The 24,952-nt window shown below is 72.2% G+C and carries 27 protein-coding genes and 1 pseudogene; 16 read left to right on the forward strand and 12 right to left on the reverse strand.

The features are described 5' to 3' along the window. Positions 1–181: 181 nt before the first annotated feature. The 4 genes and pseudogenes from uraH to BIV01_RS07295 form a co-directional block, all read right to left on the reverse strand. Positions 182–520, reverse strand: a complete 339-nt coding sequence (gene uraH, locus BIV01_RS20200) for a hydroxyisourate hydrolase (RefSeq protein WP_071302498.1) — start codon at positions 518–520, stop codon at positions 182–184. Continuing rightward, positions 521–979: pseudogene (gene uraD, locus BIV01_RS20205) on the reverse strand (2-oxo-4-hydroxy-4-carboxy-5-ureidoimidazoline decarboxylase); the annotation flags it as partial. It abuts the gene before it with no gap. 206 nt (positions 980–1,185) lie between these two features. Further along, positions 1,186–1,668 carry an FBP domain-containing protein gene (locus BIV01_RS07290; RefSeq protein ID WP_071302396.1) on the reverse strand — a complete coding sequence of 161 codons (483 nt, stop codon included), beginning with the start codon at positions 1,666–1,668 and terminating at the stop codon, positions 1,186–1,188. A 180-nt stretch (positions 1,669–1,848) separates the two neighbouring features. Then, positions 1,849–2,571 (reverse strand): class I SAM-dependent methyltransferase, encoded by a 723-nt coding sequence (locus BIV01_RS07295; protein ID WP_071302397.1) that lies wholly within the window; start codon positions 2,569–2,571, stop codon positions 1,849–1,851. Between the two features lie 47 nt (positions 2,572–2,618). Here BIV01_RS07295 and BIV01_RS07300 point away from each other — a divergent pair, with 47 nt between their 5' ends. Then, on the forward strand, positions 2,619–2,855 hold the full coding sequence (locus BIV01_RS07300; RefSeq protein WP_071302398.1) for a hypothetical protein: 237 nt from the start codon (positions 2,619–2,621) through the stop codon (positions 2,853–2,855). 16 nt (positions 2,856–2,871) lie between these two features. Here BIV01_RS07300 and BIV01_RS07305 read toward each other — a convergent pair whose 3' ends face one another. The 3 genes from BIV01_RS07305 to BIV01_RS07315 all read right to left on the reverse strand — a co-directional run bounded on the left by BIV01_RS07305 (position 2,872) and on the right by BIV01_RS07315 (position 6,214). Further along, positions 2,872–3,777, reverse strand: coding sequence for a helix-turn-helix transcriptional regulator (locus BIV01_RS07305; RefSeq protein ID WP_070417554.1), 906 nt, complete (start codon positions 3,775–3,777; stop codon positions 2,872–2,874). A gap of 104 nt (positions 3,778–3,881) precedes the next feature. Next, positions 3,882–5,141, reverse strand: a complete 1,260-nt coding sequence (locus BIV01_RS07310; RefSeq protein WP_071294176.1) for a hemolysin family protein — start codon at positions 5,139–5,141, stop codon at positions 3,882–3,884. An 83-nt stretch (positions 5,142–5,224) separates the two neighbouring features. Next, positions 5,225–6,214, reverse strand: a complete 990-nt coding sequence (locus BIV01_RS07315; RefSeq protein WP_071302399.1) for a M23 family metallopeptidase — start codon at positions 6,212–6,214, stop codon at positions 5,225–5,227. A 162-nt stretch (positions 6,215–6,376) separates the two neighbouring features. Here BIV01_RS07315 and BIV01_RS07320 point away from each other — a divergent pair, with 162 nt between their 5' ends. After that, positions 6,377–6,871 carry a hypothetical protein gene (locus BIV01_RS07320; RefSeq protein WP_071302400.1) on the forward strand — a complete coding sequence of 165 codons (495 nt, stop codon included), beginning with the start codon at positions 6,377–6,379 and terminating at the stop codon, positions 6,869–6,871. A gap of 3 nt (positions 6,872–6,874) precedes the next feature. On the opposite strand, the gene BIV01_RS07325 is transcribed toward BIV01_RS07320, so the two are convergent. Beyond that, complete coding sequence (locus BIV01_RS07325) at positions 6,875–8,566, reverse strand: cation:proton antiporter (protein ID WP_071302401.1); 1,692 nt, start codon at positions 8,564–8,566, stop codon at positions 6,875–6,877. Between the two features lie 28 nt (positions 8,567–8,594). Then, entirely contained in the window at positions 8,595–8,960 is a 366-nt protein-coding gene (locus BIV01_RS07330; protein ID WP_139199255.1) for a hypothetical protein, read from the reverse strand. Between the two features lie 191 nt (positions 8,961–9,151). On the opposite strand from BIV01_RS07330, the gene BIV01_RS07335 reads away from it, so the two are divergent. Beyond that, positions 9,152–11,362 (forward strand): NADP-dependent isocitrate dehydrogenase, encoded by a 2,211-nt coding sequence (locus BIV01_RS07335; RefSeq protein WP_071302403.1) that lies wholly within the window; start codon positions 9,152–9,154, stop codon positions 11,360–11,362. Positions 11,363–11,510: 148 nt separating this feature from the next. Here BIV01_RS07335 and BIV01_RS07340 read toward each other — a convergent pair whose 3' ends face one another. After that, on the reverse strand, positions 11,511–11,966 hold the full coding sequence (locus BIV01_RS07340) for a DUF3817 domain-containing protein (protein ID WP_071302404.1): 456 nt from the start codon (positions 11,964–11,966) through the stop codon (positions 11,511–11,513). Positions 11,967–12,055: 89 nt separating this feature from the next. Here BIV01_RS07340 and BIV01_RS07345 point away from each other — a divergent pair, with 89 nt between their 5' ends. After that, positions 12,056–12,832: a ThuA domain-containing protein gene (locus BIV01_RS07345; RefSeq protein ID WP_254791796.1), complete on the forward strand. Its 777-nt coding sequence runs from the start codon at positions 12,056–12,058 to the stop codon at positions 12,830–12,832. After that, entirely contained in the window at positions 12,829–13,959 is a 1,131-nt protein-coding gene (locus BIV01_RS07350; protein ID WP_071302405.1) for a GAF domain-containing protein, read from the forward strand. The genes BIV01_RS07345 and BIV01_RS07350 overlap by 4 nt, the downstream gene beginning before the upstream one ends. A gap of 70 nt (positions 13,960–14,029) precedes the next feature. On the opposite strand, the gene BIV01_RS07355 is transcribed toward BIV01_RS07350, so the two are convergent. After that, positions 14,030–14,455 carry a hypothetical protein gene (locus BIV01_RS07355; protein ID WP_071302406.1) on the reverse strand — a complete coding sequence of 142 codons (426 nt, stop codon included), beginning with the start codon at positions 14,453–14,455 and terminating at the stop codon, positions 14,030–14,032. A gap of 90 nt (positions 14,456–14,545) precedes the next feature. On the opposite strand from BIV01_RS07355, the gene BIV01_RS07360 reads away from it, so the two are divergent. From BIV01_RS07360 to BIV01_RS07395, 8 genes are all read left to right on the forward strand, one after another. Continuing rightward, on the forward strand, positions 14,546–15,208 hold the full coding sequence (locus tag BIV01_RS07360) for a ScbR family autoregulator-binding transcription factor (RefSeq protein ID WP_071302407.1): 663 nt from the start codon (positions 14,546–14,548) through the stop codon (positions 15,206–15,208). Between the two features lie 129 nt (positions 15,209–15,337). Beyond that, positions 15,338–16,216, forward strand: a complete 879-nt coding sequence (locus BIV01_RS07365; RefSeq protein ID WP_071302408.1) for an aminoglycoside phosphotransferase family protein — start codon at positions 15,338–15,340, stop codon at positions 16,214–16,216. 60 nt (positions 16,217–16,276) lie between these two features. After that, on the forward strand, positions 16,277–16,888 hold the full coding sequence (locus BIV01_RS07370; RefSeq protein ID WP_139199256.1) for a DUF6197 family protein: 612 nt from the start codon (positions 16,277–16,279) through the stop codon (positions 16,886–16,888). Next, positions 16,885–17,580 carry a DinB family protein gene (locus BIV01_RS07375; protein WP_071302410.1) on the forward strand — a complete coding sequence of 232 codons (696 nt, stop codon included), beginning with the start codon at positions 16,885–16,887 and terminating at the stop codon, positions 17,578–17,580. The genes BIV01_RS07370 and BIV01_RS07375 overlap by 4 nt, the downstream gene beginning before the upstream one ends. Positions 17,581–17,788: 208 nt before the next feature. Beyond that, positions 17,789–18,436, forward strand: coding sequence for an ABC transporter permease (locus BIV01_RS07380; RefSeq protein ID WP_070417568.1), 648 nt, complete (start codon positions 17,789–17,791; stop codon positions 18,434–18,436). Continuing rightward, complete coding sequence (locus BIV01_RS07385) at positions 18,423–19,691, forward strand: ABC transporter ATP-binding protein (RefSeq protein WP_070417569.1); 1,269 nt, start codon at positions 18,423–18,425, stop codon at positions 19,689–19,691. The genes BIV01_RS07380 and BIV01_RS07385 overlap by 14 nt, the downstream gene beginning before the upstream one ends. After that, positions 19,688–20,449 (forward strand): ABC transporter permease, encoded by a 762-nt coding sequence (locus BIV01_RS07390; RefSeq protein ID WP_070417570.1) that lies wholly within the window; start codon positions 19,688–19,690, stop codon positions 20,447–20,449. Before BIV01_RS07385 ends, BIV01_RS07390 begins: the two co-directional genes overlap by 4 nt. Continuing rightward, a complete protein-coding gene (locus BIV01_RS07395; protein WP_083413855.1) occupies positions 20,446–21,522 on the forward strand; it encodes a glycine betaine ABC transporter substrate-binding protein in 1,077 nt (358 codons plus the stop codon). Before BIV01_RS07390 ends, BIV01_RS07395 begins: the two co-directional genes overlap by 4 nt. 133 nt (positions 21,523–21,655) lie before the next feature. On the opposite strand, the gene BIV01_RS07400 is transcribed toward BIV01_RS07395, so the two are convergent. Continuing rightward, a complete protein-coding gene (locus tag BIV01_RS07400) occupies positions 21,656–22,285 on the reverse strand; it encodes a TetR/AcrR family transcriptional regulator (protein WP_071302411.1) in 630 nt (209 codons plus the stop codon). Between the two features lie 80 nt (positions 22,286–22,365). Here BIV01_RS07400 and BIV01_RS07405 point away from each other — a divergent pair, with 80 nt between their 5' ends. From BIV01_RS07405 to BIV01_RS07415, 3 genes are read left to right on the forward strand one after another with little or no spacing between them, the layout of a single operon-like run. After that, on the forward strand, positions 22,366–23,094 hold the full coding sequence (locus BIV01_RS07405) for an ABC transporter ATP-binding protein (protein ID WP_070417572.1): 729 nt from the start codon (positions 22,366–22,368) through the stop codon (positions 23,092–23,094). Further along, a complete protein-coding gene (locus BIV01_RS07410; RefSeq protein ID WP_071302412.1) occupies positions 23,091–24,368 on the forward strand; it encodes an ABC transporter permease in 1,278 nt (425 codons plus the stop codon). The genes BIV01_RS07405 and BIV01_RS07410 overlap by 4 nt, the downstream gene beginning before the upstream one ends. A 25-nt stretch (positions 24,369–24,393) precedes the next feature. Next, complete coding sequence (locus BIV01_RS07415; RefSeq protein WP_070417574.1) at positions 24,394–24,921, forward strand: GNAT family N-acetyltransferase; 528 nt, start codon at positions 24,394–24,396, stop codon at positions 24,919–24,921. The last annotated feature ends 31 nt before the right edge of the window (positions 24,922–24,952 follow it).

Below are 24,952 nucleotides of genomic sequence, written 5' to 3' on the forward strand. Positions count from 1 at the left end.
GCACCGCGCCTCCAGGCCGTCTCGGCGTGCGTTCCGGGCGTCGGTCCGGTGACGGACGCGACCCACGCCCGTCATCCCGGCCCGGCGAGCGGGCGGAACATGCGCCGTTCGCCATGGGAGCCGCGCACATTTCGCCCGCTCGTGCGCTGCGGGCGGGACACATGCCCCGCGCGGCATGGGATCAGCTGCCTCGGTAGGTGCTGTAGGCGAACGGGCTGAGCAGGAGCGGCACGTGGAGGTGCTCGGTCCCGCGCACGGTGAAGGCCACGACGACGAACGGGTGGAACGACGGCACCCCGGCGGCGCGGTGGTACCCGCCCGTGTCGAAGCGCAGCTGCAGGTCGCCTCGTGGCAGGACGTCCGGCCCGAGGGCAGCTCGTCCGTCGGCGTCGGTCGTGCCGGTCGCGAGGACGTCGCCGTCGACGGTGCTCAGCACGAGGCCGACCCCCGCGGCGGGTGTGCCCCGGGTCGCGTCGAGGACGTGCGTGGTCAGCTGGGCGACGGCGAAGGTCGCGCGGATGCGGTGCAGTGCGATGTCCGCGAGGGCACCGGCGGCCTCGGCGACCTCCACATCGGGATCGTTGCCGAGCCGCCGTCGGAGTTCGGCGAGGAGCTCCTCGGGCGTCCGGCCGGCCGCGCGCACGAGGAACACCCGGCCGAACCGCCGCTCGTAGTCGGCGTTCCCCGCGGCGATCGCCCGGGCGACGTCGCCGTCCGCGGTGCGCATGGCCGACTGCTCCCGGGTCGACGAGGCATCACTGCCCCGCTCACCGATCCGCGGGTGCTGCGCGAGGGCGGCGTCGAGCTCGGCGGCGCCCCACCCACGTGCCTCGGCGGCAGCGTGCTCCAGGAGCGCGGCGACGGAGCCGTACGGCCGTCCGGCGGCGAGTGCGTCGGCCCAGGCCGGAACGGCCGCCCACCCGGTGGCCGTGGCGACCGCGTCGGAGACGGTCGCGTCGTCGAGATCGCCGATGTCCATGCCGCCACGCTACGGAACGCCCGTTTCACGGGGGTTACGCGGTGGTTTCCCGCGCGAGGTGGCCGACGGCCCCGGAACGGTCGCCGCTGCGGGACGGGAGGCGCGGGTCGGGCCCGCACCGCGCCTCCCGAACCGCAGGTGCGCACCTCGACGACGTCTGCGCGCGCTGCACGCTGCGCACTCGTCGTCCGCGTGCGCAGTCGCGACTAGACCTCCGCGGCGAAGGACGCCGCGCGGAGCTGCAGGTCCTCGATCCGCTGCAGCCGTGCGGCCTCGACGTCGTAGCCCTCGTACGCGAGCGGCGGCGTCCGCCGGACGTTGCGCGAGCACTGGAAGTCTTGGCAGACGAGCGTGCCGACGGTGTTGCCGTTGCGACCCGCCTTGCCGGACCGCTTCGCGCTGTAGAACACGACGTCGTTGGGGAGCTTCACGTCCTGGCACCACGAGCACTGCGCCCGGGCACGGGGCGAGGCCTCGGCCTGCCGGAACAGGATGCCGACGAGGTCGCCCTCGAGGGTCGGCACGACGGCGTACGCGCGCCGGGCGAGCTTCGGGTCGCGCCAGCCGAGGTAGTCGAGCGCGTCCCAGTCGACGGTCTCGAGGTCGGCGGGCAGCGTGAGGTCGCCGGTCTCCTTGCGGGAGGCGTTGACGAAGGACGTGCGGATGGTCTTCTCGCTGATGGGCAGCATGGTGGTTCGCTCTCGGACGGGCCCGGGGCACGCGGACGCATGCCGCACCTGGCGGAGGGTTCAGGGTTCGATGACGGCGGCCGCACCGAACGGTGCGACCGGGGGCATCACGCCCTGATGTCGGCGAAACGGGCGCCGACCACCTCCTGGAAGCTCACCCGACCAGCCTACGTCGACGTGTCAAGCCGGGTGCGGCTGCGCGGTGAGGAGGACGAGCGAGCCCTCGAACGTCGGCTGCGTGCGGAGCGCGCCGTGGGCTCGGTCCCACTCGCCGGACTCGAGGGCCGTGCGGAGCGCGGCGACGGACCGCCGCGCGGTCATCTCGTCGACGGAGCTCCACGCCGCGTCCGCCCGTCGTGCGCCCGGGTCGAGGAGGCGTTCCGGCCGCGCGTAGTACGCCTCGGAGAACCCGTCGACGCACGTGAACGGGATCGGCAGGCGCGTGGTCGTCACCGCGTCGTCGGCGAGGGCGGCCGCGATCCGGGCGAGCGAGGGGTACCGCCGGGCCTCGGTCGCCATGACCTCGGGGGCGTACTCGGCGAGCCAGAAGTCCTCGACACGGTCGGGGTCGCACGTCAGGATCACGATCGGGCCCCGCGTCACCCGGCGCAGCTCGGCCAGCCCACGCTCGAGGTCGCCCCACTCGTCCACGGAGAAGGTCGTCATCGCGGCGTCGAACGTGTCGTCGGCGAACGGCAGGTCCGCGGCGGTGGCGTCGACCGCGGTCACCTCACGGTCGGTGGGCTCGTAGGACCCAGCGCCGGCGCCCACGTCGAGGACCGTCCGGGCGTCACCGAGGGCCTTCGCGATCGCCCGGGCGAAGGACGGCTCCGGCCGACGGTACTTCCGGTGGTCCTGACCGATGCGGGCGGAGTCGGCGTCCCCCGCTGAACCGTCCGTCATCCTCGTCACGGCCCCAGCCTACGGACCGGGCCTGTTACGGTCGGGCCATGGTCTCCGGGGGATTCGCCGCCGTCAGTGTCCTGTACATCGCGTTCGTCGTGGCGCTCGCCGTGCTGACGGTCGCGCTCGTCGTGCTCGTGTTCGCCGCGATCCGCGTGCTGCGGCTGTCCGCGACGGAGCGGCAGCTGCGCATCGAGCGGCTGCGGTACGACGCCGCCGTCGACGGCATCGACGACCACGGTGCCGGCCCGGACGAGACAGGTCCCTCGACCCCGACCGCCTGACCGTCGACGCGCGGGGTCAGTCGACCGACTCGGTCTCCGACTCGCGCAGCGCCGCGTAGTGCTCGGCACGCTCGGTCGCAGCCCACGACCCGAGGAGCGCCAGGGACCGCTCGGACTCGCTGCCGGGTTCGGCCGAGTACGAGAACATCACCAGGCCCGGGTCCGCGACGAGTTCCAGCGCCTCGTAGTCGAGCCGGAGCTCACCGACGATCGGGTGCACGAGCCGCTTCTTGCCGGTGCGGTGCATCCGGACGTCGTGGGCGGCCCACCAGGTGCGGAACTCCTCGCTCCGGGTCGACAGCTCGCCGACGAGGGTCACGAGTCCGGGCTCGCACGGGTTCGAGACCGCGGCTGCACGGAGGATCGCCACCGCGTCCCGAGCGGTCTGCGCCCAGTCCGCGAAGAACTCCTTCGCGGCGGGGTCGAGGAACGTGAAGCGCGCGGTGTTCACCGGACGACCGGGGCCCGCGAACATCGGCGCGTACAGCGCGCGACCGAGCTCGTTCGTCGCGACCACGTCACCGCGCTCGTTCCGCACCCAGGCTGGCGCTCCCGTGATCGAGTCGAGCAGCCGCTGCACACCGGGGCGCACGCGGGTCGGGACGTTGCGGTGCATGACCTTCACGCCGGCGTTCGCCAGGCGGGCGAGGTCCCACAGGTGCACGCGCTCGTCCTCGTCGAGCTGCAGCGCACCGGCGAGCCCCTCGAGCACGCTGTCCGAGACGCCCTTGAGCGAACCCCGCTCGAGCCGCGTGTAGTAGTCCACGCTGACGCCGGCGAGCATGGCGACCTCGTGCCGACGCAGTCCCGGTACCCGTCGGACACCGCCGCCGAACGACGGCATGCCGACCTGCTCGGGAGTGAGCCGCGCCCGCCTCGAGGACAGGAAGTCGCGGATCTCGTTGCGCACGTCGATACCCATGCGACGAGCGTACGTCCCGTGGCTGGTACCGCGGCAGGCCCTGCCCGTACCCGGGACGGGACGGACGGGAGGCGCGGGGCGGCCCCGCACCGCGCCTCCAGTGCTCAGGCGGTTGCGTCGGCCGTGATGCGCACGCGCGCCACGCGGTGACCGTCCATGGCGGTCACCTCGAGCCGGTGGCCGCCGACCTCGACGACGTCCCCGACCTCGGGCACGCGGTCCAGCGCCACCTGCACCAGGCCGCCCACCGTCTCGTAGTCGCCGTCGGGGAGGGCCGGGCCGCCGTCGGCCACGAGGTCCTCGAGCACGGTCGCCCCGTCGACGCCGTCGTGCTCGGCCGCGGGCTCGTCGTACTCGTCGCGGATGCGTCCGACGAGGTCCTCGAGCAGCGCCTCGAGCGTCACCATGCCCGCGCTGCCGCCGTACTCGTCGACGACCAGGGCGATCTGGTGTCCCTCGGTGCGCATGTCCGCGATCGCACTCGACAGCGACTTCGTCTCGGGCAGCGCGAGCACCGGACGCACGAGGGTCGACACCGGTGCGGTGGGGTCCTCCGGGCGCAGCAGGTCCCGCAGGTGGACGAACCCGTCGACGTGGTCCCGCGTGCCGTCGGTGACGAGGTACCGGGTGTGCCCGAGGTCGATGGCGTGGTCGGTGGCCGCGGCGATCGAGGTGCCCGCGTCGATCGTCGACACGTCGTACCAGGGCCGCATCGACTCGCGGAGGATCCGGTCGCCCGCGTCGAGGGCGCTCCGGGCGATCCGGCGTCCCTGGGCGTCGATGGCGTCGTGGTCCTCGACGAGACCGCGGAGTTCCTCGGTGCTCATCGACTCGCTCCGGGCGTTCGGGTCCCCGCCGAGCAGCCGCACGACGGTGTCGGTCGACTTCGAGAGCAGCCAGATCACCGGGCGCATGAGCGTGGCGAACCGGTCGAGCGTCGGGGCCACGGCCATCGAGAAGCCCTCGGCGCGCTGCAGGGCGAGCCGCTTCGGCACGAGCTCGCCGAAGACCAGCGACAGGTAGGCGATCACGAGGGTCATCAGCACCAGTGCCACCGTCTCGGCAGCACCCTGCTCGAGCCCGAGGCCCGTGAACAGCGGGGCGACGTCCGGAGCGATCGACGATGCGCCGTACGCGGCCGAGAAGAACCCGGCGACGGTCACGCCGATCTGCACGGCGGAGAGGAAGCGGTTCGGGTCGCGGCCGAGCTCGGCGACCCGCATCCCCCGGGACCCGCGGCGCTCGAGCTGCTGCAGCTGCGACTCACGGAGGGAGACGAGGGCGATCTCGGCTGCGGCGAACACGCCACCGACGAGCACGAAGAGGACCACGAGCCCGAAGGCGATCCAGGTGTCGGGTCCCATCAGCGGGCTGCCGGCTCAGATCGGCGACGGGCGGGCGGTCTGTGACAGTCGTCCATGCCTGTGAGCATGCACAGGGAACCTGATCAGGCGGTGAGGGAACGCCCGATGCGCGCTTCGAGCCAGGCTTCCGGGTCGATCGGGGTCTCGCCGTCCATCAGGACCTCGAGGTGGAGGTGCGCCCCGGTCGAGACCCCGGAGGAGCCGACCTTGCCGATGAACTGTCCGGCCTCGACGGTGTCGCCGACCTTCAGTGGCGAGGAGCCGGGGATCATGTGGCCGTAGAGCGTCGAGACCTCGCGCCCGTCGATCACGTGGTCGATGATCACCGCGGTGCCGTACGAGAAGTACGTGCCGGAGACCCGGACGGTCCCCGCGGCCACGGCACCGATCGGCGCGCCCATGCCCGGGTTGAAGTCGAGGCCCTGGTGGAGCGACGAGCAGGCGCCGCACGGAGCCGAGCGGTAGCCGAAGCCCGAGCTCATCCGTACCGGCCCGGGGAACGGCGACCGGACCTCGCCGCCGTAGGACACCGACGTGCCCGGGGCCCCGGCCGAACCGCCGCCCACCGTGAAGCCGTCGCGGTCGAGGGCGGAGGCGGAGATCGCCTGCGTCACGGCGTAGTCCTGCGTGCGGACAGAGGGTGCGAGGGTCGCGGTCGCCATCGAGGTGCCGGCACTGGCGTGCGCGGGCATCGCGGACGCGGCGAACATCGCGAGGGCGGCGAGGGCGCTCGTGAGCGTCACGCGGCTGGCGCGGCGGGACCTGGAGGCGCGGGTCGCCCGGGCGACGGCGGGCACGCTGGGTGCGGGGCGACGGACGACGCGCTGGATGCGGGCGTCGACGTGCTCGGTCGTCGCACGCGCGGCGGCCGCTCGGCGACCGGTGCGCTCGGGCTTCGGCGCGCGAGGCGGCGCGGGCGTGCGCTCGGCCTTCGGTGCGCGCTCGGGCTTCGGCGTCCGCTCACGGCGGGCCGGCTTGCGGGCTGCGGCGCGCTCGGCCTCGAGGGCGGCGCGACGGGACAGGTGCACCACCGGGGTGTCCGGGTGCTGGTCGAGTTCGCGTGCAGTCGTCATGGCCGCCCACCATTCTGCACGACTCTGTCGCTTTGTACAGGTCCTTTCGTGATGTCATCGTTACCGAAGTGCTGGGAGGCTGCTGATCCCACAGCCCGCCCCGGCCCCGGATGCCGCCCGATCAGTAGTGTCCGCAGTGAGCGAGCGGAAAGGACCCTCCACATGGCCCGAACACCGCGCGAGCGGCACGAACCGGTCGACCTGGCGTCGGCGCACGTCGTGCTCGCCGGGACGCAGGAGCTCCTGCCGGTGCTCCGGACCGCTGCCGTCCGGGCCGGGGTCGACGCTGCCCGGATGCGCGTGGTCGGGGTGGACGACCTGCCCGATCCCGAGGAGACCTGGGACGCCGAACTCGCGGTCATCGCGATCCGTCGGCCCGGTGACGACCCGGCGTTCCACCGTGCGCACGAGGCCGCGGAGCTGATCGACCCGCTGCTCGCGCCGCACGCGGTCCGGATCGTCGTGACGGTCTCGGGGCTGACCCGGCTCGCGCCGAAGGTCGAGCGGACGCTGACGTCCGAGGTGCTCCACCAGATCGGCGCGGCGTCGGCACCGTCCGGGTTCGAGCGGCCGTTCCGGAACTTCCGGATGCGCGTGGGGCTCGCGGCCCTGAAGACCGCCGGCGTCCGGGTCTTCCGGGTGCGCATCGGCGAGTGACCGTCACCGTGCGGGAGCGCCCCTGAGCTCGAGGGCGATCTGCTCGGCGTCGAGGTTCTGCAGCATCGACTCGAGCACCTCGGCGTCGAAACTGCCGTCGTCGCGGGCGTCGAGGATCGCGGCGCGCTGCGCTTCGAGCACCGCCAGGCGCCGGGCCTTCTCGCGCCCCATCCACGCCCGGAGTTCGGCGGGGTCGGCGGCCTCGAGCTCTTCCCGCGCGCGGGGTCCGGCCTCGCTCGTCCCGGGGACCTGCTCCGCCGCTGCCCGCATGAGCTCGAGGAGCCGCTTGCGTTCCTCGGTGTCCTGCGCGGCGGTGTCCGTCGTCGGTGCGGCGATGCGACGCAGGAGCGGCCCGATCGTCCCGCCCTGGACCACGAGCGACAGCAGGGCCACGGCGAACGCGACGAAGACGAGCAGCGACCGCTGGGGCGTGCCGTCGGGGAGCGTCTGGGCCGCCGCGACGGTCACCGCGCCGCGCATCCCCGCCCAGACCACCGCGGTGCCCTCCCGCCAGCCGAGCGGCGCCTTCGTGTAGTACGCGATGTCCGCCAGGGTGCGACGGACCCGCACCGCGAACCGGTCGAGTTCCCGTTCGGACGGCGCCCGGTTGCCCGGTCGGTGTTCGCGGATCACCTCGCTCATGGCGTCGCGGTCCTGCGCGTGCATCTCCGCGAAGCGCGTCTGCATCCGTTCGCCCCGCTTGGCGCTGGCGGACAGGGCGAGCAGCAGCGGCACGACGTAGGCGGCCCGGACGAGGACGGTGAGCACGAGGGCGCCGACGGCGATGAGGAGCGCCGGCCCGATCCCGGCGTGCTGGTCCTGCACGTCGCCGAGGATCGACGCGAGCTGCAGCCCCATCGTCAGGAACACGGCACCCTCGAGCACGAGCTCGATCGTCTGCCAGTTCTGGGCGTCCGACAGCCGGTGCCCCGGGGGGAGCCTGCGCGGGCCGACGATGCCCGTGAACAGCCCCGCGACGACGGCCGCGACCAGGCCGGACCCCTCGAAGTGCTCGGTCGGGATCGCGGCGACGAACGGCACCGCGAAGGACAGTGCCGTGTTCACCGCGGCGTTCGGCACCCGGGACCGCACCCAGACGTTGAGCCAGCCGACGAACCAGCCGATGACGACGGCGATCGCGACCGCCCGGGCGAAGTCGCCGAGCGCGCCCCAGAACGAGAACGACGCGCCCGCGGCGAAGATCGCAGTGCGGAGCAGCACGAGCGCGGTCGCGTCGTTGAGCAGCGACTCGCCGTCGAGGATCGAGATCGCCCGCCGTGACACCGAGGTCTGCTTGACGATCGAGGTCGCGACGGCGTCGGTGGGGCTGACGATCGCTCCGAGCGCGATGCCCCACCAGAAGCCCAGCCCCGGGACGACCCACGCGAAGAAGAGCCCGAGCACCAGGCTCGACGCGACGACGAGCAGGACCGACAGGCCGCTGATCGCGCCGAACTCCCGCCGGAAGTTCATCGACGGCATCGACACCGCCGCCGAGTACAGCAACGGCGGCAGCACCCCCGCGAGGATCCACTCCGGTTCGACCCGGGCGTGCGGGATCCACGGCACGAGGCTCGCGGCGACCCCCACCGCGACGAGGACGAGCGGCGCGGCGACCCCGATGCGCGGGCCGAGCACGGCAGCACCCGCGATGGCGACCAGGGCGACCACACCGATGACGAGGAGTTCGTTCACTCCCCCAGCGTGGCACCGTTCCGGGCGATCAGTCCCGGTCCGGCTCCGCGCTGTGGACAGCCGAGGCGTTGACGACGTGGTGTGGAGGAACGACGTGGGCGACGACCGCGACACTGCCGGCGGCCAGGACGAGCGCGAGCGTGCCCGCGGTCACGGCGGTCCCGATCCGCCGCAGCCGCGAGCCCGACCCACGGTCCCGCGGCGCGAAGCGGGCGAGCCCACGACGCGGCATCGGACCGACCAGCCACGGCCCGGAGCCGTCCTCGTCGTACGAGAACGGCCCGGACCCGTCCGGCGCGTACCGGTACGGCCCGCTGCCGTCCACGGCGTACGCCGAACGGAGGTCCTCCGCGGACCACCCGAAGTCCTCCGGTGTCTGCCGTGTCGTCGACATGCGCGCCTCCTGCGGTCGTGTGGTGCGGAAGACCACTCCACGCGACGTTCCTATGAGTCGACAGTGCGCCTCCAGGAAGCCATCCGAGCATCTGCTCCACGCAGGCAGCACCATGTATCTTGATGTCGAGACATCCCGTTGCGCGAGTAGCGTGGACGTACCGACGGTCGAACAAGGGAGTACCCGCCAGCATGGCCAAGATCATCTACACCCTCACGGACGAGGCGCCGTTCCTCGCCACCCACTCCTTCCTCCCGGTCATCCAGGCCTTCGCCGGCACCGCAGGTGTCGACGTCGAGACCCGCGACATCTCGCTCTCGGGCCGGATCATCGCCCAGTTCCCGGAGCGGCTCACCGCCGAGCAGCGCCTGGACGACGCCCTCGCCGAGCTCGGGGACCTCGCGAAGACCCCCGAGGCGAACATCATCAAGCTGCCGAACATCTCGGCGTCGATCCCGCAGCTCAAGGCCGCGATCAAGGAGCTCCAGTCCCAGGGCTACGACCTGCCGGACTACCCCGACGAGCCGACGACCGACGACGAGCGCGACGCCCGCGCCCGCTACGACCGCACCAAGGGCAGCGCCGTGAACCCGGTCCTGCGCGAGGGCAACTCCGACCGCCGCGCACCGCTCTCCGTCAAGAACTACGCCCGCAAGCACCCGCACCGCATGGGCGCCTGGAGCCACGACTCGAAGACGAACGTCGTGACGATGGGCACGGACGACTTCCGCTCGAACGAGCAGTCCTGGATCGCCCCCGCCGACGACGTCCTGACGATCGAGTTCGTCGGTGCCGACGGCGAGACCACGGTCCTCAAGCAGTCGATCCCCGTCCTCGCGGGCGAGGTCGTCGACGGCACGGTGCTGCACGTCCGCGCGCTCGAGGCCTTCCTGCAGGACCAGATCCGCGCGGCGCAGGAGCAGGGCATCCTGTTCTCGGTGCACCTCAAGGCCACGATGATGAAGGTCTCCGACCCGATCATCTTCGGCCACGTCATCCGTGCGTTCTTCCCGAGCGTCTTCGAGCGCTTCGGCGCCGACCTCGCCGCCGCCGGGCTCAACCCGAACGACGGCCTCGGCTCGATCCTCGCCGGGCTCGACGCCGTGCCGAACGGTGCGGAGATCAAGCAGGCGTTCGCGGACGGCATCGACGCGGGCCCCGAGCTCGCGATGGTCGACTCCGACAAGGGCATCACGAACCTGCACGTCCCGAGCGACGTCATCGTGGACGCCTCGATGCCCGCGATGATCCGCACGTCCGGCCACATGTGGGGTCCGGACGGCGAGGAGCACGACACGCTCGCGGTCATCCCGGACTCGAGCTACGCCGGCATCTACCAGGCCACGATCGAGGACTGCCGCGCCAACGGTGCGTTCGACCCGGCCACCATGGGCTCGGTGCCGAACGTCGGCCTGATGGCGCAGAAGGCCGAGGAGTACGGCTCGCACGACAAGACCTTCGAGGTCCCGGCAGCCGGCCGCGTGCGCGTGGTCACGAGCGGCGGCGAGACGGTCATCGAGCACGAGGTCGAGGCCGGCGACATCTGGCGCGCCTGCCAGACCAAGGACGTCGCGATCCGCGACTGGGTGAAGCTCGCCGTGACGCGTGCCCGTGCGACCGGTTCCCCCGCGGTGTTCTGGCTCGACGAGACCCGTGCGCACGACGCGAACCTCATCGGCCTGGTGCGGACGTACCTCGCCGAGCAGGACACCGACGGGCTGCAGATCGAGATCCTCTCCCCCGAGGACGCGATGCGCTTCTCGCTCGAGCGCATCCGCCGCGGTGAGGACACCATCTCCGTCACGGGCAACGTGCTCCGCGACTACCTCACCGACCTGTTCCCGATCATGGAGCTCGGCACCTCGGCGAAGATGCTCTCCGTCGTCCCGCTCCTCGGCGGCGGCGGCCTGTTCGAGACCGGTGCCGGTGGTTCGGCGCCGAAGCACGTGCAGCAGCTCGTGGAGCAGAACTACCTGCGCTGGGACAGCCTCGGCGAGTTCCTCGCCCTCGCGGTCAGCCTCGAGCACCTCGCCGGTGTGACGGGCAACGAGCGGGCGAAGATCCTCGGCGAGACGCTCGACCGTGCGACCGGCACGTTCCTCGACGAGGACAAGTCGCCTGGGCGCAAGCTCGGGTCGATCGACAACCGCGGCAGCCACTTCTACCTGGCGAAGTACTGGGCCCAGGAGCTCGCGGCGCAGACGACCGACGCCCAGCTCGCCTCGGCGTTCGCCGAGATCGCGGCGACGCTCGACGAGCAGGAGTCGACGATCGTCGAGGAGCTGAACAGCGTGCAGGGGCACCCGGCGGACATCGGCGGGTACTACCGTCCGGACGACGCCAAGACGAGCGCCGTGATGCGCCCGTCCGCCACGTTGAACGGGATCCTCGCCGCGCTGTAGACGCGGGACGCACGAACAGGAGGCGCGGTGCCGGCTGGCACCGCGCCTCCCGTCCGTCGTGTGGTCGCGACCCGGGCCGCGCTTCGTGAGCAGGAACGGTCGGGTCCGCATCACGAACCCGACCGTTCCTGCTCACGAAGGCAGCGCGTCAGCCGCGTGACGGGACGGGCGGGCCGGCGGCCAGCAGCGCCACGAACACCAGGGCGACGGCCACGACGCCGATGAGGATCGACACCGCCGGGTGCCGCACCACGAAGAACAGCAGGTGGTCCCAGAACCCGACGCGTCCCTCGGCGCCGCGACGCCACGGGCCCTCGAGCATCCCGCGCCGGGCCACGGCGACCTCGAACGGCACCGTCGCGTACGGCACGACGGCACTCGCCCACCCGAGCACGAGCGCTCCGGCCGACCACCGCTGGTTCACCGCGACGACGGTCGTCACGACGAGGTACGCCAGGAACACGAACCCGTGCACCCCGCCCCCGATCCGGACGCCCCAGTCGCCGGCACCGAGGCCGTACTTGAGCACCATCCCGGCGATGAGCATGGTCCAGGTCACGAGTTCGGCGACCGCGGCGGCGCGGAACAGGGAGCGGGGAGTCATGCGGACATCGTCGCGGACGCCTCCCGGGAAAGCCCCGACACTCCGATGGTCGTATCGATTCGACGACCAGGCGGACTAGCGTGGGAGCCATGTCGACGCCGACCGAATCCCGTCCCCTGAACATCGTCGTCTGGAACGAGAACGTGCACGAGAGCCGGGGTGACGAGACCGTCGTCGGGCACTACCCCGACGGCATGCACACCGTGATCGCCGCCGCGCTCCGCGAGCACCACCCCGACGCGACCGTGAGCACGGCCACCCTGCAGGAGCCCGACCACGGCATCACCGCCGAGCGCCTGGCCACCACCGACGTCCTGTTCTGGTGGGGCCACGCCGCCCACGACGAGGTCAGCGACGCCGTCGTCGACCTCGTGGTCGATGCCGTGCACGCGGGCATGGGCCTCGTGGTGCTGCACTCCGGGCACTACTCGAAGCCGTTCAAGCGCCTGATGGGCACGACCTGCTCCCTGAAGTGGCGCAACGACGGGGAGCGCGAGCTCGTCTGGACCGTGGCGCCCGAGCACCCGATCGCCGCGGGCGTCCCGCACCCGATCGTCATCGACCGCCAGGAGATGTACGGCGAGTACTTCGACATCCCGCGCCCCGACGAAGAGGTCTTCCTGTCGACGTTCGCCGGCGGCGAGGTCTTCCGCTCGGGCGTCGCGTACCGCCGGGGCCTCGGGAGGGTCTTCTACTTCTCCCCCGGTGACCAGGAGTACCCGGTGTACCACCACCCGGACATCCAGCGGGTGCTGTCGAACGCGGCCGCGTGGGCGGCGCCGGTGTCCGAGCGACGCGAACTGACCGCCGACCCCCACCCGCGGGACTGGTTCCTGGGCGAGGGTGCGGGTAGACAGGACGGGTGACCCACCTCGACGCCGCAGCGCACCGGTCGGCCGTGGTCGAGGCGCTCGGCGTCCTCGGCAGCGGCCCCGAGGAGCGCTTCGACCGCATCACCCGCATGACGCAGGAGGCCTTCGGGGTCCCGCTGTCCTTCCTCAACCTCGTGCACGACGGGCTCGTCACGGCGCAGTCCACGCAGGGCTGGCGTCAGGGCGGCAGCGCTCCGGCGGAGCAGGTGTTCTGCTCGACGACGGTCCTGACCGACGAGCCGATGGTGGTGCCGGACGCGACGCTCGACCCGCGGTTCGCCCACCTCGCCGCGGTCACCGAACAGGGCATCCGGTTCTACGCGGGCGCACCGCTGTCGATGCTCGACGGCACGCGCGTCGGCACGCTCTGCATCATGGACGCGACGCCGCGCACGCTGACGGCCGAGGACATCGACCTGCTCCGCGACCTCGCGCGCTGGGCGGAGCGGGAGCTCGGGCACACGATCGAGCGCGACCGGGTCCGGCGGGTCGTGGAGGGCCTGGTCCCCGGACCCGTCGAAGTTCCGGGGTACTCGCTGGAGGTGCTGACGCTCCCCCGCGAGGACTCCGGTGACGTCGCGGACTGGCGGGTCGCCGCCGACGGCCGCCTGCACTGCACCGTCGGAGCCGTCCCGGCAGCCGGTCGCGCCTCGGCGCTCCTGGCCGCAGCGGTCCGGGCAGCCGTGATCGCGCGGACCGACGTCGACATGGAGACCGCGATCGTCGGCCTGGAGGCGCAGGTCGCCGCCGACCTGTCGGCTGCGGACACCGTCGGGTCGCTCTTCCACCTGCGGCTCGACCCCGCGTCGGGTCACATCGTGTACGGGGACGCCGGGCACGGCCTCGCGGCCGTGGTGCGCGCGGACGGCGGTGCCGCGGTGCTCCGGTCGCACGACCTGCCGATCGGCTTACAACCGGACGGGACGCCGCGGACCCCCGGTGCGCTCGACCTCGTGTCGGGAGACCGCGTCGTGCTGTGCACCGACGGGCTGCTGGCCGCGGTCGGTGACCTCGAGACGCTGATCGGATGGGTGCGGGCCGCCGACGCCACCGCGAGCCTGGTCGACCGGGTCCGGGGCGTCGCCACGGCCGGCACGCTCCTCGTCCTCACGCGCGACTGAGCGCGACGGACCGTCAGCGCCCGCGACCGACCCGCCCGCGCCCGCGACGGACCGCCAGCGCCCGCGGTCGTCAGCGCTGCGCGGGCTTCGCGGTCAGGGACACGACCAGCAGCGTCGCGAGCATGCCGAACCCGGCGAGCTCGATCCCGAGGCCGGCGAGCTGCCAGTAGGCGCTCCCCACGACCTGCGGCTGCGTGATCGACTCCGGCCACCACCCGTCGATGAGCGGGAACGACCCCGGGAACGGATCGAGGCCGAACACGACGAGCCCGCCGAGCAGGAGCACCACCCCGAGCGCCGCCATCGCACCCCGCGACCCTCGGAGCATCCGGGCGACGAGTGCCGCGGCGATGCCGGCCAGCCCGACCACGGCGATCGCGAACGCCAGCACGACGACGGTCTGCGGCGCCAGCGCGACCCAGTCGAGCACGGCGATCGGCAGCAGCAGCCACCGACCCGTCCGTGCCCAGCGCACCGGGTTCCGCCATCCGTCCATGCCGGGAACCGTACGACAGCCGACCGGGGAGGTTCCCGGACGTCACCCGGACACCGCCTGGGACGGCCGCATCGGTACGCTTGCAGGATCATGGCGCAGGACGGTGGCACGCGGCAGCAGCGGGCGGTCGCCACCCGTGCCGCGATCCTCGACGCGGCGGCGGGCGAGTTCGACGAGCGCGGGTACCTCGGCACCTCGATGGACGCCGTCGCCGAGCGGGCCGGTCTCACCAAGGGTGCGCTGTACTTCCACTTCACGTCGAAGGCCGACCTCGCCGGCGCGGTGATCGCCCGGCAGCACGAGGTCTCCCGGCGGTACGGCGAGGCGGCGGCCGCCCGCGGGACGACTCCGCTCGAGGTGCTCATGTGGATGTCCCAGGGCCTCGCGTCGCAGATGATCCACGAGACCGTCGTGAGCGCCGGCATCCGTCTGTCCACCGAGGCCGCGACGGCGGACGTGGCCCGGCAGGACCCGTACGCCGACTGGATCGCCGTGGTGACCGACCTCGTCCGACAGGGCATCGACGCCGGCGAGGTCGACCCCGCGTGGGACCCGGAACTCGTCGGCCGCGTCGTCATCCCCGCGTACACGGGCGTGCAGACCGTCTCGGACGTCCTCGCCGACCGGTCGGACCTGTACGTCCGGCTCCGGGAGCTCTGGACGGTCCTGCTCGCGGCGATCGTCTCCGACCGGGTGCGCCCCGAGATCCCCCGGCTCGTCGCGCTCATCGCTCCGCTGCCCGACGACGCCTGACCCGACCGCCACGCGACGCGGGTCCCCCCATGGACACCCACGTCGCTGGTCCCTCGAGGCTACCGAGCGCCCGCCCCGCCCGGCTCTCCCCAGTTCACGGGTGTGCGCGCCCCCGGCTACCCTGACCCGATGGCCACCCCCGCCGCCGAGGTCGACGTCGACGTCCCGCTCGTCGCCGCCCTGCTCCGCGACCAGCACCCGGACCTCGCGGACCTCCCGCTCGCGATCGTGGCGAGCGGCTGGGACAACGTCGTGGTCCGGCTCGGCGAGCTGCTCGCCGTACGGCTCCCCCGCCGGGCGGCCGCCGCGGCGCTCATCGAGCACGAGCAGCGGTGGTTGCCGGAGATCGCGCACCGGGTCGCGGCGATCGTGCCCGTCCCCGATCCGGTCCGCACCGGACGCCCGGCCCTCGGGTACCCGTGGTCGTGGAGCGTCGTCCGCTGGCTGCCCGGCACCCCGGCGGGCGAACGCGCCGGCGGCGTGCAGGTGGCCGAGGCGCTCGCCGCGTTCGTCGAGCTGCTGCACGTCCCCGCGCCGCCGGACGCTCCCGTGAACCCCGTCCGCGCGGTGCCGCTCGCCACCCGCAGCGACAGCGTCCTGACGCGACTCGCGACGGCGGACGTGCCCCGGGCCCGTGAACTCGCGGCAGTCTGGCGGACCGCGGCGGCGCTGCCCGCGTACGCCGGGCCTCCCGTCTGGGTGCACGGCGACCTGCACCCCTTCAACGTGCTCTTCGACGCCGCGCCGGACGGCGGGACCCGCCTGGCGGCGGTCGTCGACTTCGGCGACGTGACGGCGGGCGACCCGGCCGTCGACCTCGCCACCGCGTGGCTCACGCTCGACCGGGAGGCGCGGCGCACCTTCCGCGCGCGCGTCGCGGCCGACGACGACACCTGGGAACGGGCGCGTGCCTGGGCCGTCTCGATCGGTTCGGCACTCCACCTGTCCGACGACCGCGCGTTCCGCGCCGTCGCACGACGGGTGATCGGAGAAGTGCTGGACGACTGAGTCCGCGCGGGGCTATCGTGACCGCACCAATCCGTGCACGTGAAGATCGGAGGGGCCGTCATGACCCTCGAGTTCCGCGTCCAGCACGACGTCGCCACCGACGCCTCTCCCGTCCCGTCCACCCCGACCCGCACCGGCTTCCGCGGGCTCCTCGACCGGTTCTCCGCACGCCGTTCCGCTGCGCGCGACCGTCGCGTCGAGGCCCGGTTGCAGGAGCTGGACGACCTCGCCCGGCTGCTCTCCGGGGCGCGCGGCGTCATCGAACGGGGGTGGATCCAGCACGCGTGGTTCGCGTACGTCGACGAGCACGGTCGGATGCGGAAGGCCTCCAGTGCCGCGGCGATGGACGTGCAGGGCCGCCCCCTCGTCGCCGCGTGCCTGGTCGGCTCCGTGGTCTCCGCTGCCGGTGGCCCGCACGCCGTGCACTCGCAGCAGGTCCAGCGCGCCCTCGACCTGGTGTGGCACGCCCTCGCCGTCGACGAGGGACAGCCGGTCCTCTGGTGCCCGGCGCCGGACGTCCGGATGGGACGGGTCCGCGACCTGACCAGCTGGAACGACGCCCCGGCGCGGAACTCCGGCGAGGTCGCCGGGCTCCTGCTCACCGCCGAACGGGTCGCCGTGCAGGAGTCGGAGCGCGTGCGCGAGCGTTCGGTGGCACGATCGAGGGCATGACGAGCGCCGACCCGGTCCCCGAGGTCCACCCCGCACCGGCAGCACCGACCATCGCCTCGAGCGGCGGCTCGATGCTGTCGGACGAGGGGTCGACGACCGGCATCGACGCCGAGGTCCTCAAGCGGACGCTGCACCGGTACCTGCAGAAGCACCGCGCGGCACTGGTCGCGAAGCTCGACGGGCTCGCCGAACGGCAGGCGCGGTGGCCGGTCACGCCGACCGGGACGAACGTGCTCGGCCTCGTGAAGCACGTCGCGGGCGTGCAGGCCATGTACTTCGGCGAGGTCTTCGGGCGCCCGCTGCCGGACCCGCCCGCCTGGCTCGAGTCCGAGGACGGCGACGACATGTACGCGACGCTCGACGAGACCCTGGACGACGTCGTCGCGTTCCACCACCGCAGTGCCGCGCACGCCGACGCCACGATCGAGGCGCTCGACCTCGACGCCCGCGGAGTCGTTCCCTGGTGGCCGGAGGACCGCCGGCGGGTGACCCTGCACCGGATCCTCGTGCACATGGGGTACGAGACGGCCCGGCACGCGGGGCACGCCGACATCGTGCGCGAGATGCTCGACGGGCTCGCGGGCGACGGGGACGGCAACCTCGCCGAGAAGACCCCGGACGAGTGGGTCCTCTGGCGCGAGCACCTCGTCGACGTCGCCGAGCGGTCGGGACTCCGCGACCTCGGCGCATAGCCGACGACTGCTCGGGATCGTTACCGTTCTCCCAGGGTCGGGGCGCTGCACCTGTCCTGACCGGGTGTTTCCAGCTTCGCGGATCCGCAGGGAGTCGCTCCGGCGCCCGTCCCCGGTTGTGCGGTGACCCTGCCCCCTGCGTAGGTTCGAACCCACTTGTGCCCCGACCCGTGGGCAGTTCGGCCGACCGGAGGGGAGCGTTCTGCGCGTGTTCCAGTACATCGGGGAGCGGTGGGACCAGATCTGGTTCGCGTCGTGGCAGCACTTCTCACTGGTCGTCCAGTGCACGGTGCTCGCGACGCTCATCGCCGTGGTCCTCGCCACACTCGTCTACCGCAGCGAACGGCTCACCTCCGTCGCGAACGGGGTCTCGGCGATCGGGCTGACGCTCCCGTCCTTCGCGGTCATCGGCCTGCTCATCGTGCCGCTCGGCTTCGGCGTCGTGCCGTCCGTGGTGACGGTCGTCTTCTTCGCGACGCTGCCGATCCTGCGCAACGCCGTCGTCGGCCTCGCCGAGATCCCGCCGACGGTCGTCGAGTCGGCGCGGGGCATCGGCATGAGCCGGTTCCGCACCCTGCTCCAGGTCGAGCTGCCGATGGCGTGGCCGATCATCCTCAGCGGTGTGCGGGTGTCCGCGCAGATGGTGATGGGCATCGCCGCGATCGCCGCCTACGCGCTCGGCCCCGGGCTCGGCGGCTTCATCTTCTCCGGGCTGTCCCGCCTCGGCGGTGCGAACGCCCTCTTCTCCGTGACGGTCGGGGTGGTGGGGGTCGTCCTGCTCGCCCTCGTCCTCGACCTGCTCCTCCTCGGCCTCGGCCGTCTGACCATCTCGAGAGGTATCCGTGTCCAGCACTGACTCCGCCACCACCACCGCTCCCGCCGGCGACGTCACCGGCCGCCGCATCCTGCTCGACGAGGTCACGAAGCGGTACCCCGGTCAGACGAAGCCCGCGGTCGACGGCATCACGCTCGAGATCCCGGCCGGCAAGATCGTCATGCTCGTCGGCCCGTCCGGCTGCGGCAAGACGACCACGCTCAAGATGATCAACCGCCTGATCGAACCGACCGAGGGACGCATCGTCGTCGGCGAGGACGACGTCACGGGGATCGACGCGGACGAGCTCCGTCGCCGCATGGGCTACGTGATCCAGGCCGGCGGGCTCTTCCCGCACATGACCGTGGCGGCGAACATCGCGATCGTCCCGAAGATGCTCGGGTGGTCGAAGGAGAAGATCGCGGCCCGCGTCGACGAGCTCCTCGACCTCGTCTCGCTCGACCCCGACACCTACCGCGACCGGTTCCCCCGCGAGCTCTCCGGCGGCCAGCAGCAGCGCGTCGGCGTCGCCCGGGCGCTCGCCGCGGACCCGCCCGTCCTGCTCATGGACGAGCCGTTCGGCGCGGTCGACCCGATCACCCGCCAGCGCCTGCAGGACGAGCTCCTCCGCATCCAGGAGGAGCTGCACAAGACGATCGTCATCGTGAGCCACGACTTCGACGAGGCCGTGAAGCTCGGCGACTGGATCGTGATCTTCACCGAGGGCGCCCACATCGTGCAGTACGACACCCCGGAGCGGATCCTCGCGGAGCCGGCGAACGAGTTCGTCGAGAACTTCATCGGGTCGGGCGCCGGGCTCAAGCAGCTCACGCTGAACCGGGTCCGCGACGTCGAGCTCGCCCCCGCGGTGACCTGCTCGCCGGGCGAGGAGGCGAAGGCCGTGCTGCAGCGCATGCAGGAGGCCGGTGGCCACGGGCACGCCGTCGTCGTCGACCGCCGACAGCGTCCGATCGGGTGGCCGACGCGTCGTCAGCTCGAGCGGCTCGACCGGATCCCGGAGGGCATCGAGCCCGACCTGCCCGTCGTGGGCGGGGCCGCAACCCTGAACGACGCGCTCGACACCATGCTCGTGTCGAGCGCCGGCGCCGCACTCGTGACCGGCCGCGGCGAGGCGTTCCAGGGCGTCATCACCGTCGAGACGGTCATGGACGCGATCACCCGGTCGCGCGCCGCCGCCGCCCAGGAGCAGGCCTACACGCCGGTCGGGACGAACACGAACCCGATCGAGACCATGCCGTCGTCGCCCGTGGTGGCGACCAGCGGGGAGGACCTGTGAGCGCGGTCGCCGCCGGGGCGGGGACGGGCAGCCGCACCGGGTGGAAGGGGCTGCTCGTGCAGCCGATCGCCATCCTCGTGGTGCTCGCCGGGTTCGCGGTCTGGCTCGCCACGGCGGACCTCACGCCGACCGAGCGCACCACGCTCAACCCGGCGGACATCCTCGCGCTCACCGGGCAGCACCTCGTGCTGACCCTCGAGTCGACCGTGCTCGTGCTCGTGATCGGCATCCCGCTCGGCGTCCTGCTCACCCGCGGGCCGCTCCGCCGTGCGAGCGTGTACGTGCTCGCCGTCGCCAACTTCGGGCAGGCGGCACCGGCCGTCGGGCTCATCGTGCTGCTCGCCGCGTGGCTCGGCCTGAACTCGTGGTCGGCCGTCGTCGCCCTCGTGCTCTACGCGATCCTGCCGGTGCTCCGGAACACCATGATCGGCATCCAGAGCGTCGACTCGCGGTTGGTCGAGGCCGGGCGGGGCATGGGCATGAGCGCGTTCAGCGTGCTCATGAAGGTCGAGCTGCCGCTGGCCGTGCCGGTCATGCTCTCCGGCATCCGCACCGCGCTGGTGCTGCTCGTCGGCACCGCGAGCCTGGCGACGTTCGTCGGCGCCGGTGGCCTCGGGCTGCTCATCACCACGGGCGTGAACCTGTTCCTGCCGAAGGTCCTCGTCTCCGGGGCGCTCCTCGTGGCGCTCCTCGCCCTGTCCATCGACTGGATCGGCCGCGTGGTCGAGACGGTCGCACGACCGAAGGGACTCCGATGACCCACGACGCCCCGAACGTGACCCACGACGTGCCGCGCGCCGATCTGCGGGGCGCACGCCGCGCCTCCCGTCCGACCGTCCGTCGCCGGATCGCGACCGCCACCGCCGTGGCGGGCGCGGCCGCCCTCGTGCTGACCGGCTGCGGCCTGCAGCCGGCGACGTCCTTCGTCCCCGCCGCGGACCCCGGTTCGATCCAGCGCATCGACGACCTGCCGGACGGCGCGCACATCACCGTGACCTCGAAGAACTTCACCGAGCAGCTCGTGCTCGGCAAGATCGCCGTGCTCGCCGCGAAGGCCGCCGGGTTCGACGTCACCGACGAGACGAACGTGCCGGGCAGCGTCGCCGTCCGCGAGCTGATGACCTCGCACGGCGCCGACTTCACGTACGAGTACACGGGCACGGCCTGGCTGACCTTCATGGGCCACAGCGAGGGCATCCCGGACAAGACCGAGCAGTGGGAAGCGGTGAAGAAGGAGGACGCCGGCAACGGCCTCACCTGGCTCGAGCCGGCGCCGATGAACAACACGTACGCCTTCGCCGTCCGCGACGAGGCCGTGTCGGAGCTCGGCGACATCACGACGCTCTCCGACATCACGAAGCTCCCCGTCAGCGATCGCACGTTCTGCGTCGAGTCCGAGTTCAACTCCCGTGCCGACGGCTTCAAGCCGATGCTGAAGAAGTACGGGCTCGAGCTCGGCGGCTCGGGCGACAACGGCATCCCGACGAAGAACGTCAGCATCCTCGACACCGGCACGGTCTACACCGCGACCGATCGTGGCAAGTGCAACTTCGGCGAGGTCTTCACCACCGACGGCCGCATCAAGTCGCTCGGGCTCACCGTGCTCGAGGACGACAAGGGCTTCTTCCCGGCGTACAACGTCGCGCCCGTGCTCGACTCGGCGACGCTGAAGGAGTACCCGCAGCTCGAGGACGTCTACGACCAGATCTCGCCGAAGCTCACGGACGCCGTGCTGCAGGAGCTGAACCGGCAGGTCGACGTCGAGGGTCGGGAGCCCGCCGACGTCGCCTTCGACTGGATGGTCAAGGAGGGGTTCATCACGAAGCCGTGACGGGCGCGCGCCGCGCGCCGCGCTCGCATCGTGAGCAGGAATGGTCGGGTCCCCGAGCGGCACCCGACCATTTCTGCTCACCATGCGACGGACGGGAGGCGCGTGGCGGCCCCCGCCCCGCGCCTCCCGGCCGCTACTGGCCCGTGATGCGGGCCGCGGTGTCGCGGATCGTGGCGACCACCCGCGCGCGGACCTCCTCCGGGTCCGACCCCTCGTGGCGCGCCGAGCTCCGCAGCCCGGTCATGCACATGCCGAGCAGCATCTCGGCCGCCTGGGGCGTGGCCGCGTCCGGACCCCAGGCCGGGTCCCGCTCGAGGATCGTCCGGACCGCGCCCGTCATCGCCTCGGCGACCGTGGTCATCCGGGAGACCTGGCGGCGCATGAGCTGCGGGAAGCGCACGATCACCTCCTTCCGGGCGAGCCGCTCGTGCTCGTCACCGAAGGACTCCCCGAACACCAGGAACGCCAGGTCCACCACGGCCTGCGCCGCGGGCTCCCCCGCGACGGCGGCCAGGTGGGCGTCGAGCGTCTCGGGCGTGAGGTCGAGCTCGGTGTGCCCGAGGACCGCGTCCTCCTTGCTCTCGAAGTAGTTGAAGAACGTGCGCGGGGAGACCTCGGCGCGCGCGGCGATCTGCTCGATCGTGGTGCGGTCGATGTCCTGTTCGAGTGCGAGGGAGCGTGCCGCCTCGGCGATCCGGTGCCGGGTCTCGAGGCGTTTGCGGTCGCGGAGGCCCATCTCGGAGGCGGGCGCGGTGTCGGGCATGGCCTGACTGTAACCGGAACGTCACATCGTTTACAGCAAACGCAAACTTGCAGTCGTGCAGCGGACAGTACGGTGGGCGCATGACCACTCCCGTGCTCGAGGCCCGTGGCCTCGCCAGGACCTACGGCCGCGGCGCGACGCGGTTCGACGCGCTCAAGGGGGTGTCGCTGCAGGTGAACCAGGGCGAGAGCCTCGCGATCGTCGGCAAGTCCGGCTCCGGGAAGTCCACGCTCATGCACCTCCTCGCGCTGCTCGACAAGCCGTCGGCGGGCCAGGTGCTCCTCGACGGCACCGACGCCGCGACGCTCAGCGCGCGGCAGGTGAACCGCACGCGGAACAGCACCTTCGGGTTCGTCTTCCAGCAGTTCTTCCTCACGCCGAAGACCTCGGTGCTCGAGAACGTCGTGCTCCCGTTGAAGATCGCCGGCGTCTCCGGTGCCGAGCGGAAGCGCCGGGGCATGGCCGCCCTCGACGCCCTCGGCCTGGCCGACAAGGCGAAGAACGACGCCAACGACCTGTCCGGCGGGCAGAAGCAGCGCGTGGTCATCGCGCGTGCACTGGTCGGGGAGCCGAGCGTCATCTTCGCGGACGAGCCGACCGGCAACCTCGACACGAACACCGGGCAGGTGGTCGAGGACATGCTCTTCGGGCTGCAGCGCGACCGGGGCATCACCCTCGTGGTCGTCACCCACGACGAGGAACTCGCCGAACGCTGCGACCGGCGCGTCAACGTGCGCGACGGACTCATCGTGGGCGGGAGCGACGACGCCGTCGACGCGCCGGCTACCCACGGAAGGCACTCCGCATGAACGTCCTCGACCTCTTCCGCACCGCGGTCGCGAACACCTTCCGGTCGAAGCTGCGCACGACGCTGACGGTCATCGCGATCTTCATCGGCGCGTTCACGATCACACTGACCTCGGCCATCGGCACGGGCGTCAGCAACTACATCGACACCCAGGTGGCCTCCATCGGCGACACCGGGTCGCTGACGATCACCAAGGCCGTCGAGTCGTCGACCGACTCCGGGCCGGCGAAGTACGACCCCGACGAGTCGAGCCAGAGCGTGGACCGCGGGCCGGCCTCGTTCGCGTACCTGTCCCAGTCGGACGTCGCGAAGATCATGGACGTCTCCGGGGTGAAGAGCGTCCGCCCCGCCGTCGCCCTGAGCACGAAGTGGGTCGAGTACGACGGGAAGGGCAAGTACGTCGTCGACATCGCCGCCAACGCCGGGGAGCTCGACGCCGACCTCGCCGCCGGGAAGCAGCTCGACGACGCGTCCTCCGCCGGCAGACAGGTGCTCCTGCCCACGAACTACCTGGAGAACCTCGGGCTCGGCAGCGCGAAGGCCGCCGTGGGCAAGGAGCTGACCGTCGCGGTCGACGACTACCAGGGCAAGGAGCACACCCTGACCGCCACGATCGCGGGGGTGCAGAACGAGTCGCTGTTCGGCGGCGGTGCCGGTGCGAACGCCGCGCTCACCGACGCGATGCAGGCCGCGCAGGAGACCGGCAAGCCCTCGTCGATCGCCACCTCGTACGCCAGCGCCACCGCCACGCTCGACAGCGGTGCGTCGGCCAGCAGCGTGAAGAGCGCCCTGTCGAAGGACGGCTACACCGGGCAGACCATCCAGGACCAGCTCGGCCAGTTCCAGACGGTCATCAACGGCATCGTCGGCGTGCTCAACGCCTTCGCCGTGATCGCGCTCGTCGCGGCCGGGTTCGGCATCATCAACACGCTGCTCATGAGCGTGCAGGAGCGCACGCGAGAGATCGGCCTGATGAAGGCGATGGGCATGGGTGGCGGGAAGGTCTACACGCTGTTCTCGCTCGAGGCCGTGTTCATCGGGTTCCTCGGCAGCGCGATCGGTGCGGGCGTGGCGATCCTGCTCGGGACGGGGATCTCGAACGTCCTCGCCGGGACCGTCCTCAAGGACCTGCCGGGGCTGCAGATCATGCAGTTCGCGCCGTCCTCGGTGATCACGATCATCCTCGTGGTGATGTTCATCGCCTTCCTCGCGGGCACGCTGCCGGCGCGTCGGGCGGCCCGGCAGAACCCGATCGAGGCGCTCCGGTACGAGTAGGCGCACGCGTGCCTAGTCTCGAGGGGTGGCGGCGTTCGGACGGGACCTCGGGGACGGGTACACGCTGACGCTGCGCGACCTCACCACCGTCCGGCCGCTGCACGAGCTCGTCGTCGCGAACGCCGACCGGCTCCGTGCCGCGGAGCCGTGGGCGTGGCAGGAGCAGACCGTCGAGACGATCGGCCTGCACACCGAACACCTGCTCGGCCAGTACGCGATGGACCGCGCGCTGCCCTGCGTCATCCGGCAGGACGACCGGGTCGTGGGTGCCGCCTCGCTCGCCTTCGACCCGTACCTGGGGCAGGCATCGCTCGGCTACTGGGTGGACGCGGGCCAGGAGGGACGGGGTGTCGCCCGGCGCGCCGCCACCGTCCTCGTCGGGGTGGCCCGGGCTCGGGGCGCCGCGCGTGCTGAGATCCGGACGGCGGTCGACAACGTGCGCAGCCGGGGCCTCGCCGAGCGGCTCGGCTTCACGCACGAGGGCACCCTGCGGAGCGCGATGCCGCTGGGGCCGGTGCGGGTGGACGTCGCCGTGTACGGCCTCGTGTTCTGAGCGGGCAGCCCCGGGGCCCAGGGCCGACCGG

The sequence above is a fragment of the Curtobacterium sp. MCBA15_013 genome (assembly GCF_001865095.1).
Lineage (GTDB): Bacteria > Actinomycetota > Actinomycetes > Actinomycetales > Microbacteriaceae > Curtobacterium.

Excerpts from the sequence above, each read along its gene's own strand:
- BIV01_RS07290 (WP_071302396.1), bottom strand. The coding sequence starts at position 1,668 with ATGCTGCCCATCAGCGAGAAGACCATCCGCACGTCCTTCGTCAACGCC.
- BIV01_RS07295 (WP_071302397.1), bottom strand. The coding sequence starts at position 2,571 with ATGACGGACGGTTCAGCGGGGGACGCCGACTCCGCCCGCATCGGTCAG.
- BIV01_RS07300 (WP_071302398.1), top strand. The coding sequence starts at position 2,619 with ATGGTCTCCGGGGGATTCGCCGCCGTCAGTGTCCTGTACATCGCGTTC.
- BIV01_RS07305 (WP_070417554.1), bottom strand. The coding sequence starts at position 3,777 with ATGGGTATCGACGTGCGCAACGAGATCCGCGACTTCCTGTCCTCGAGG.
- BIV01_RS07310 (WP_071294176.1), bottom strand. The coding sequence starts at position 5,141 with ATGGGACCCGACACCTGGATCGCCTTCGGGCTCGTGGTCCTCTTCGTG.
- BIV01_RS07315 (WP_071302399.1), bottom strand. The coding sequence starts at position 6,214 with ATGACGACTGCACGCGAACTCGACCAGCACCCGGACACCCCGGTGGTG.
- BIV01_RS07320 (WP_071302400.1), top strand. The coding sequence starts at position 6,377 with ATGGCCCGAACACCGCGCGAGCGGCACGAACCGGTCGACCTGGCGTCG.
- BIV01_RS07330 (WP_139199255.1), bottom strand. The coding sequence starts at position 8,960 with ATGTCGACGACACGGCAGACACCGGAGGACTTCGGGTGGTCCGCGGAG.
- BIV01_RS07335 (WP_071302403.1), top strand. The coding sequence starts at position 9,152 with ATGGCCAAGATCATCTACACCCTCACGGACGAGGCGCCGTTCCTCGCC.
- BIV01_RS07340 (WP_071302404.1), bottom strand. The coding sequence starts at position 11,966 with ATGACTCCCCGCTCCCTGTTCCGCGCCGCCGCGGTCGCCGAACTCGTG.
- BIV01_RS07345 (WP_254791796.1), top strand. The coding sequence starts at position 12,056 with ATGTCGACGCCGACCGAATCCCGTCCCCTGAACATCGTCGTCTGGAAC.
- BIV01_RS07355 (WP_071302406.1), bottom strand. The coding sequence starts at position 14,455 with ATGGACGGATGGCGGAACCCGGTGCGCTGGGCACGGACGGGTCGGTGG.
- BIV01_RS07360 (WP_071302407.1), top strand. The coding sequence starts at position 14,546 with ATGGCGCAGGACGGTGGCACGCGGCAGCAGCGGGCGGTCGCCACCCGT.
- BIV01_RS07365 (WP_071302408.1), top strand. The coding sequence starts at position 15,338 with ATGGCCACCCCCGCCGCCGAGGTCGACGTCGACGTCCCGCTCGTCGCC.
- BIV01_RS07370 (WP_139199256.1), top strand. The coding sequence starts at position 16,277 with ATGACCCTCGAGTTCCGCGTCCAGCACGACGTCGCCACCGACGCCTCT.
- BIV01_RS07375 (WP_071302410.1), top strand. The coding sequence starts at position 16,885 with ATGACGAGCGCCGACCCGGTCCCCGAGGTCCACCCCGCACCGGCAGCA.
- BIV01_RS07395 (WP_083413855.1), top strand. The coding sequence starts at position 20,446 with ATGACCCACGACGCCCCGAACGTGACCCACGACGTGCCGCGCGCCGAT.
- BIV01_RS07400 (WP_071302411.1), bottom strand. The coding sequence starts at position 22,285 with ATGCCCGACACCGCGCCCGCCTCCGAGATGGGCCTCCGCGACCGCAAA.
- BIV01_RS07405 (WP_070417572.1), top strand. The coding sequence starts at position 22,366 with ATGACCACTCCCGTGCTCGAGGCCCGTGGCCTCGCCAGGACCTACGGC.
- BIV01_RS07410 (WP_071302412.1), top strand. The coding sequence starts at position 23,091 with ATGAACGTCCTCGACCTCTTCCGCACCGCGGTCGCGAACACCTTCCGG.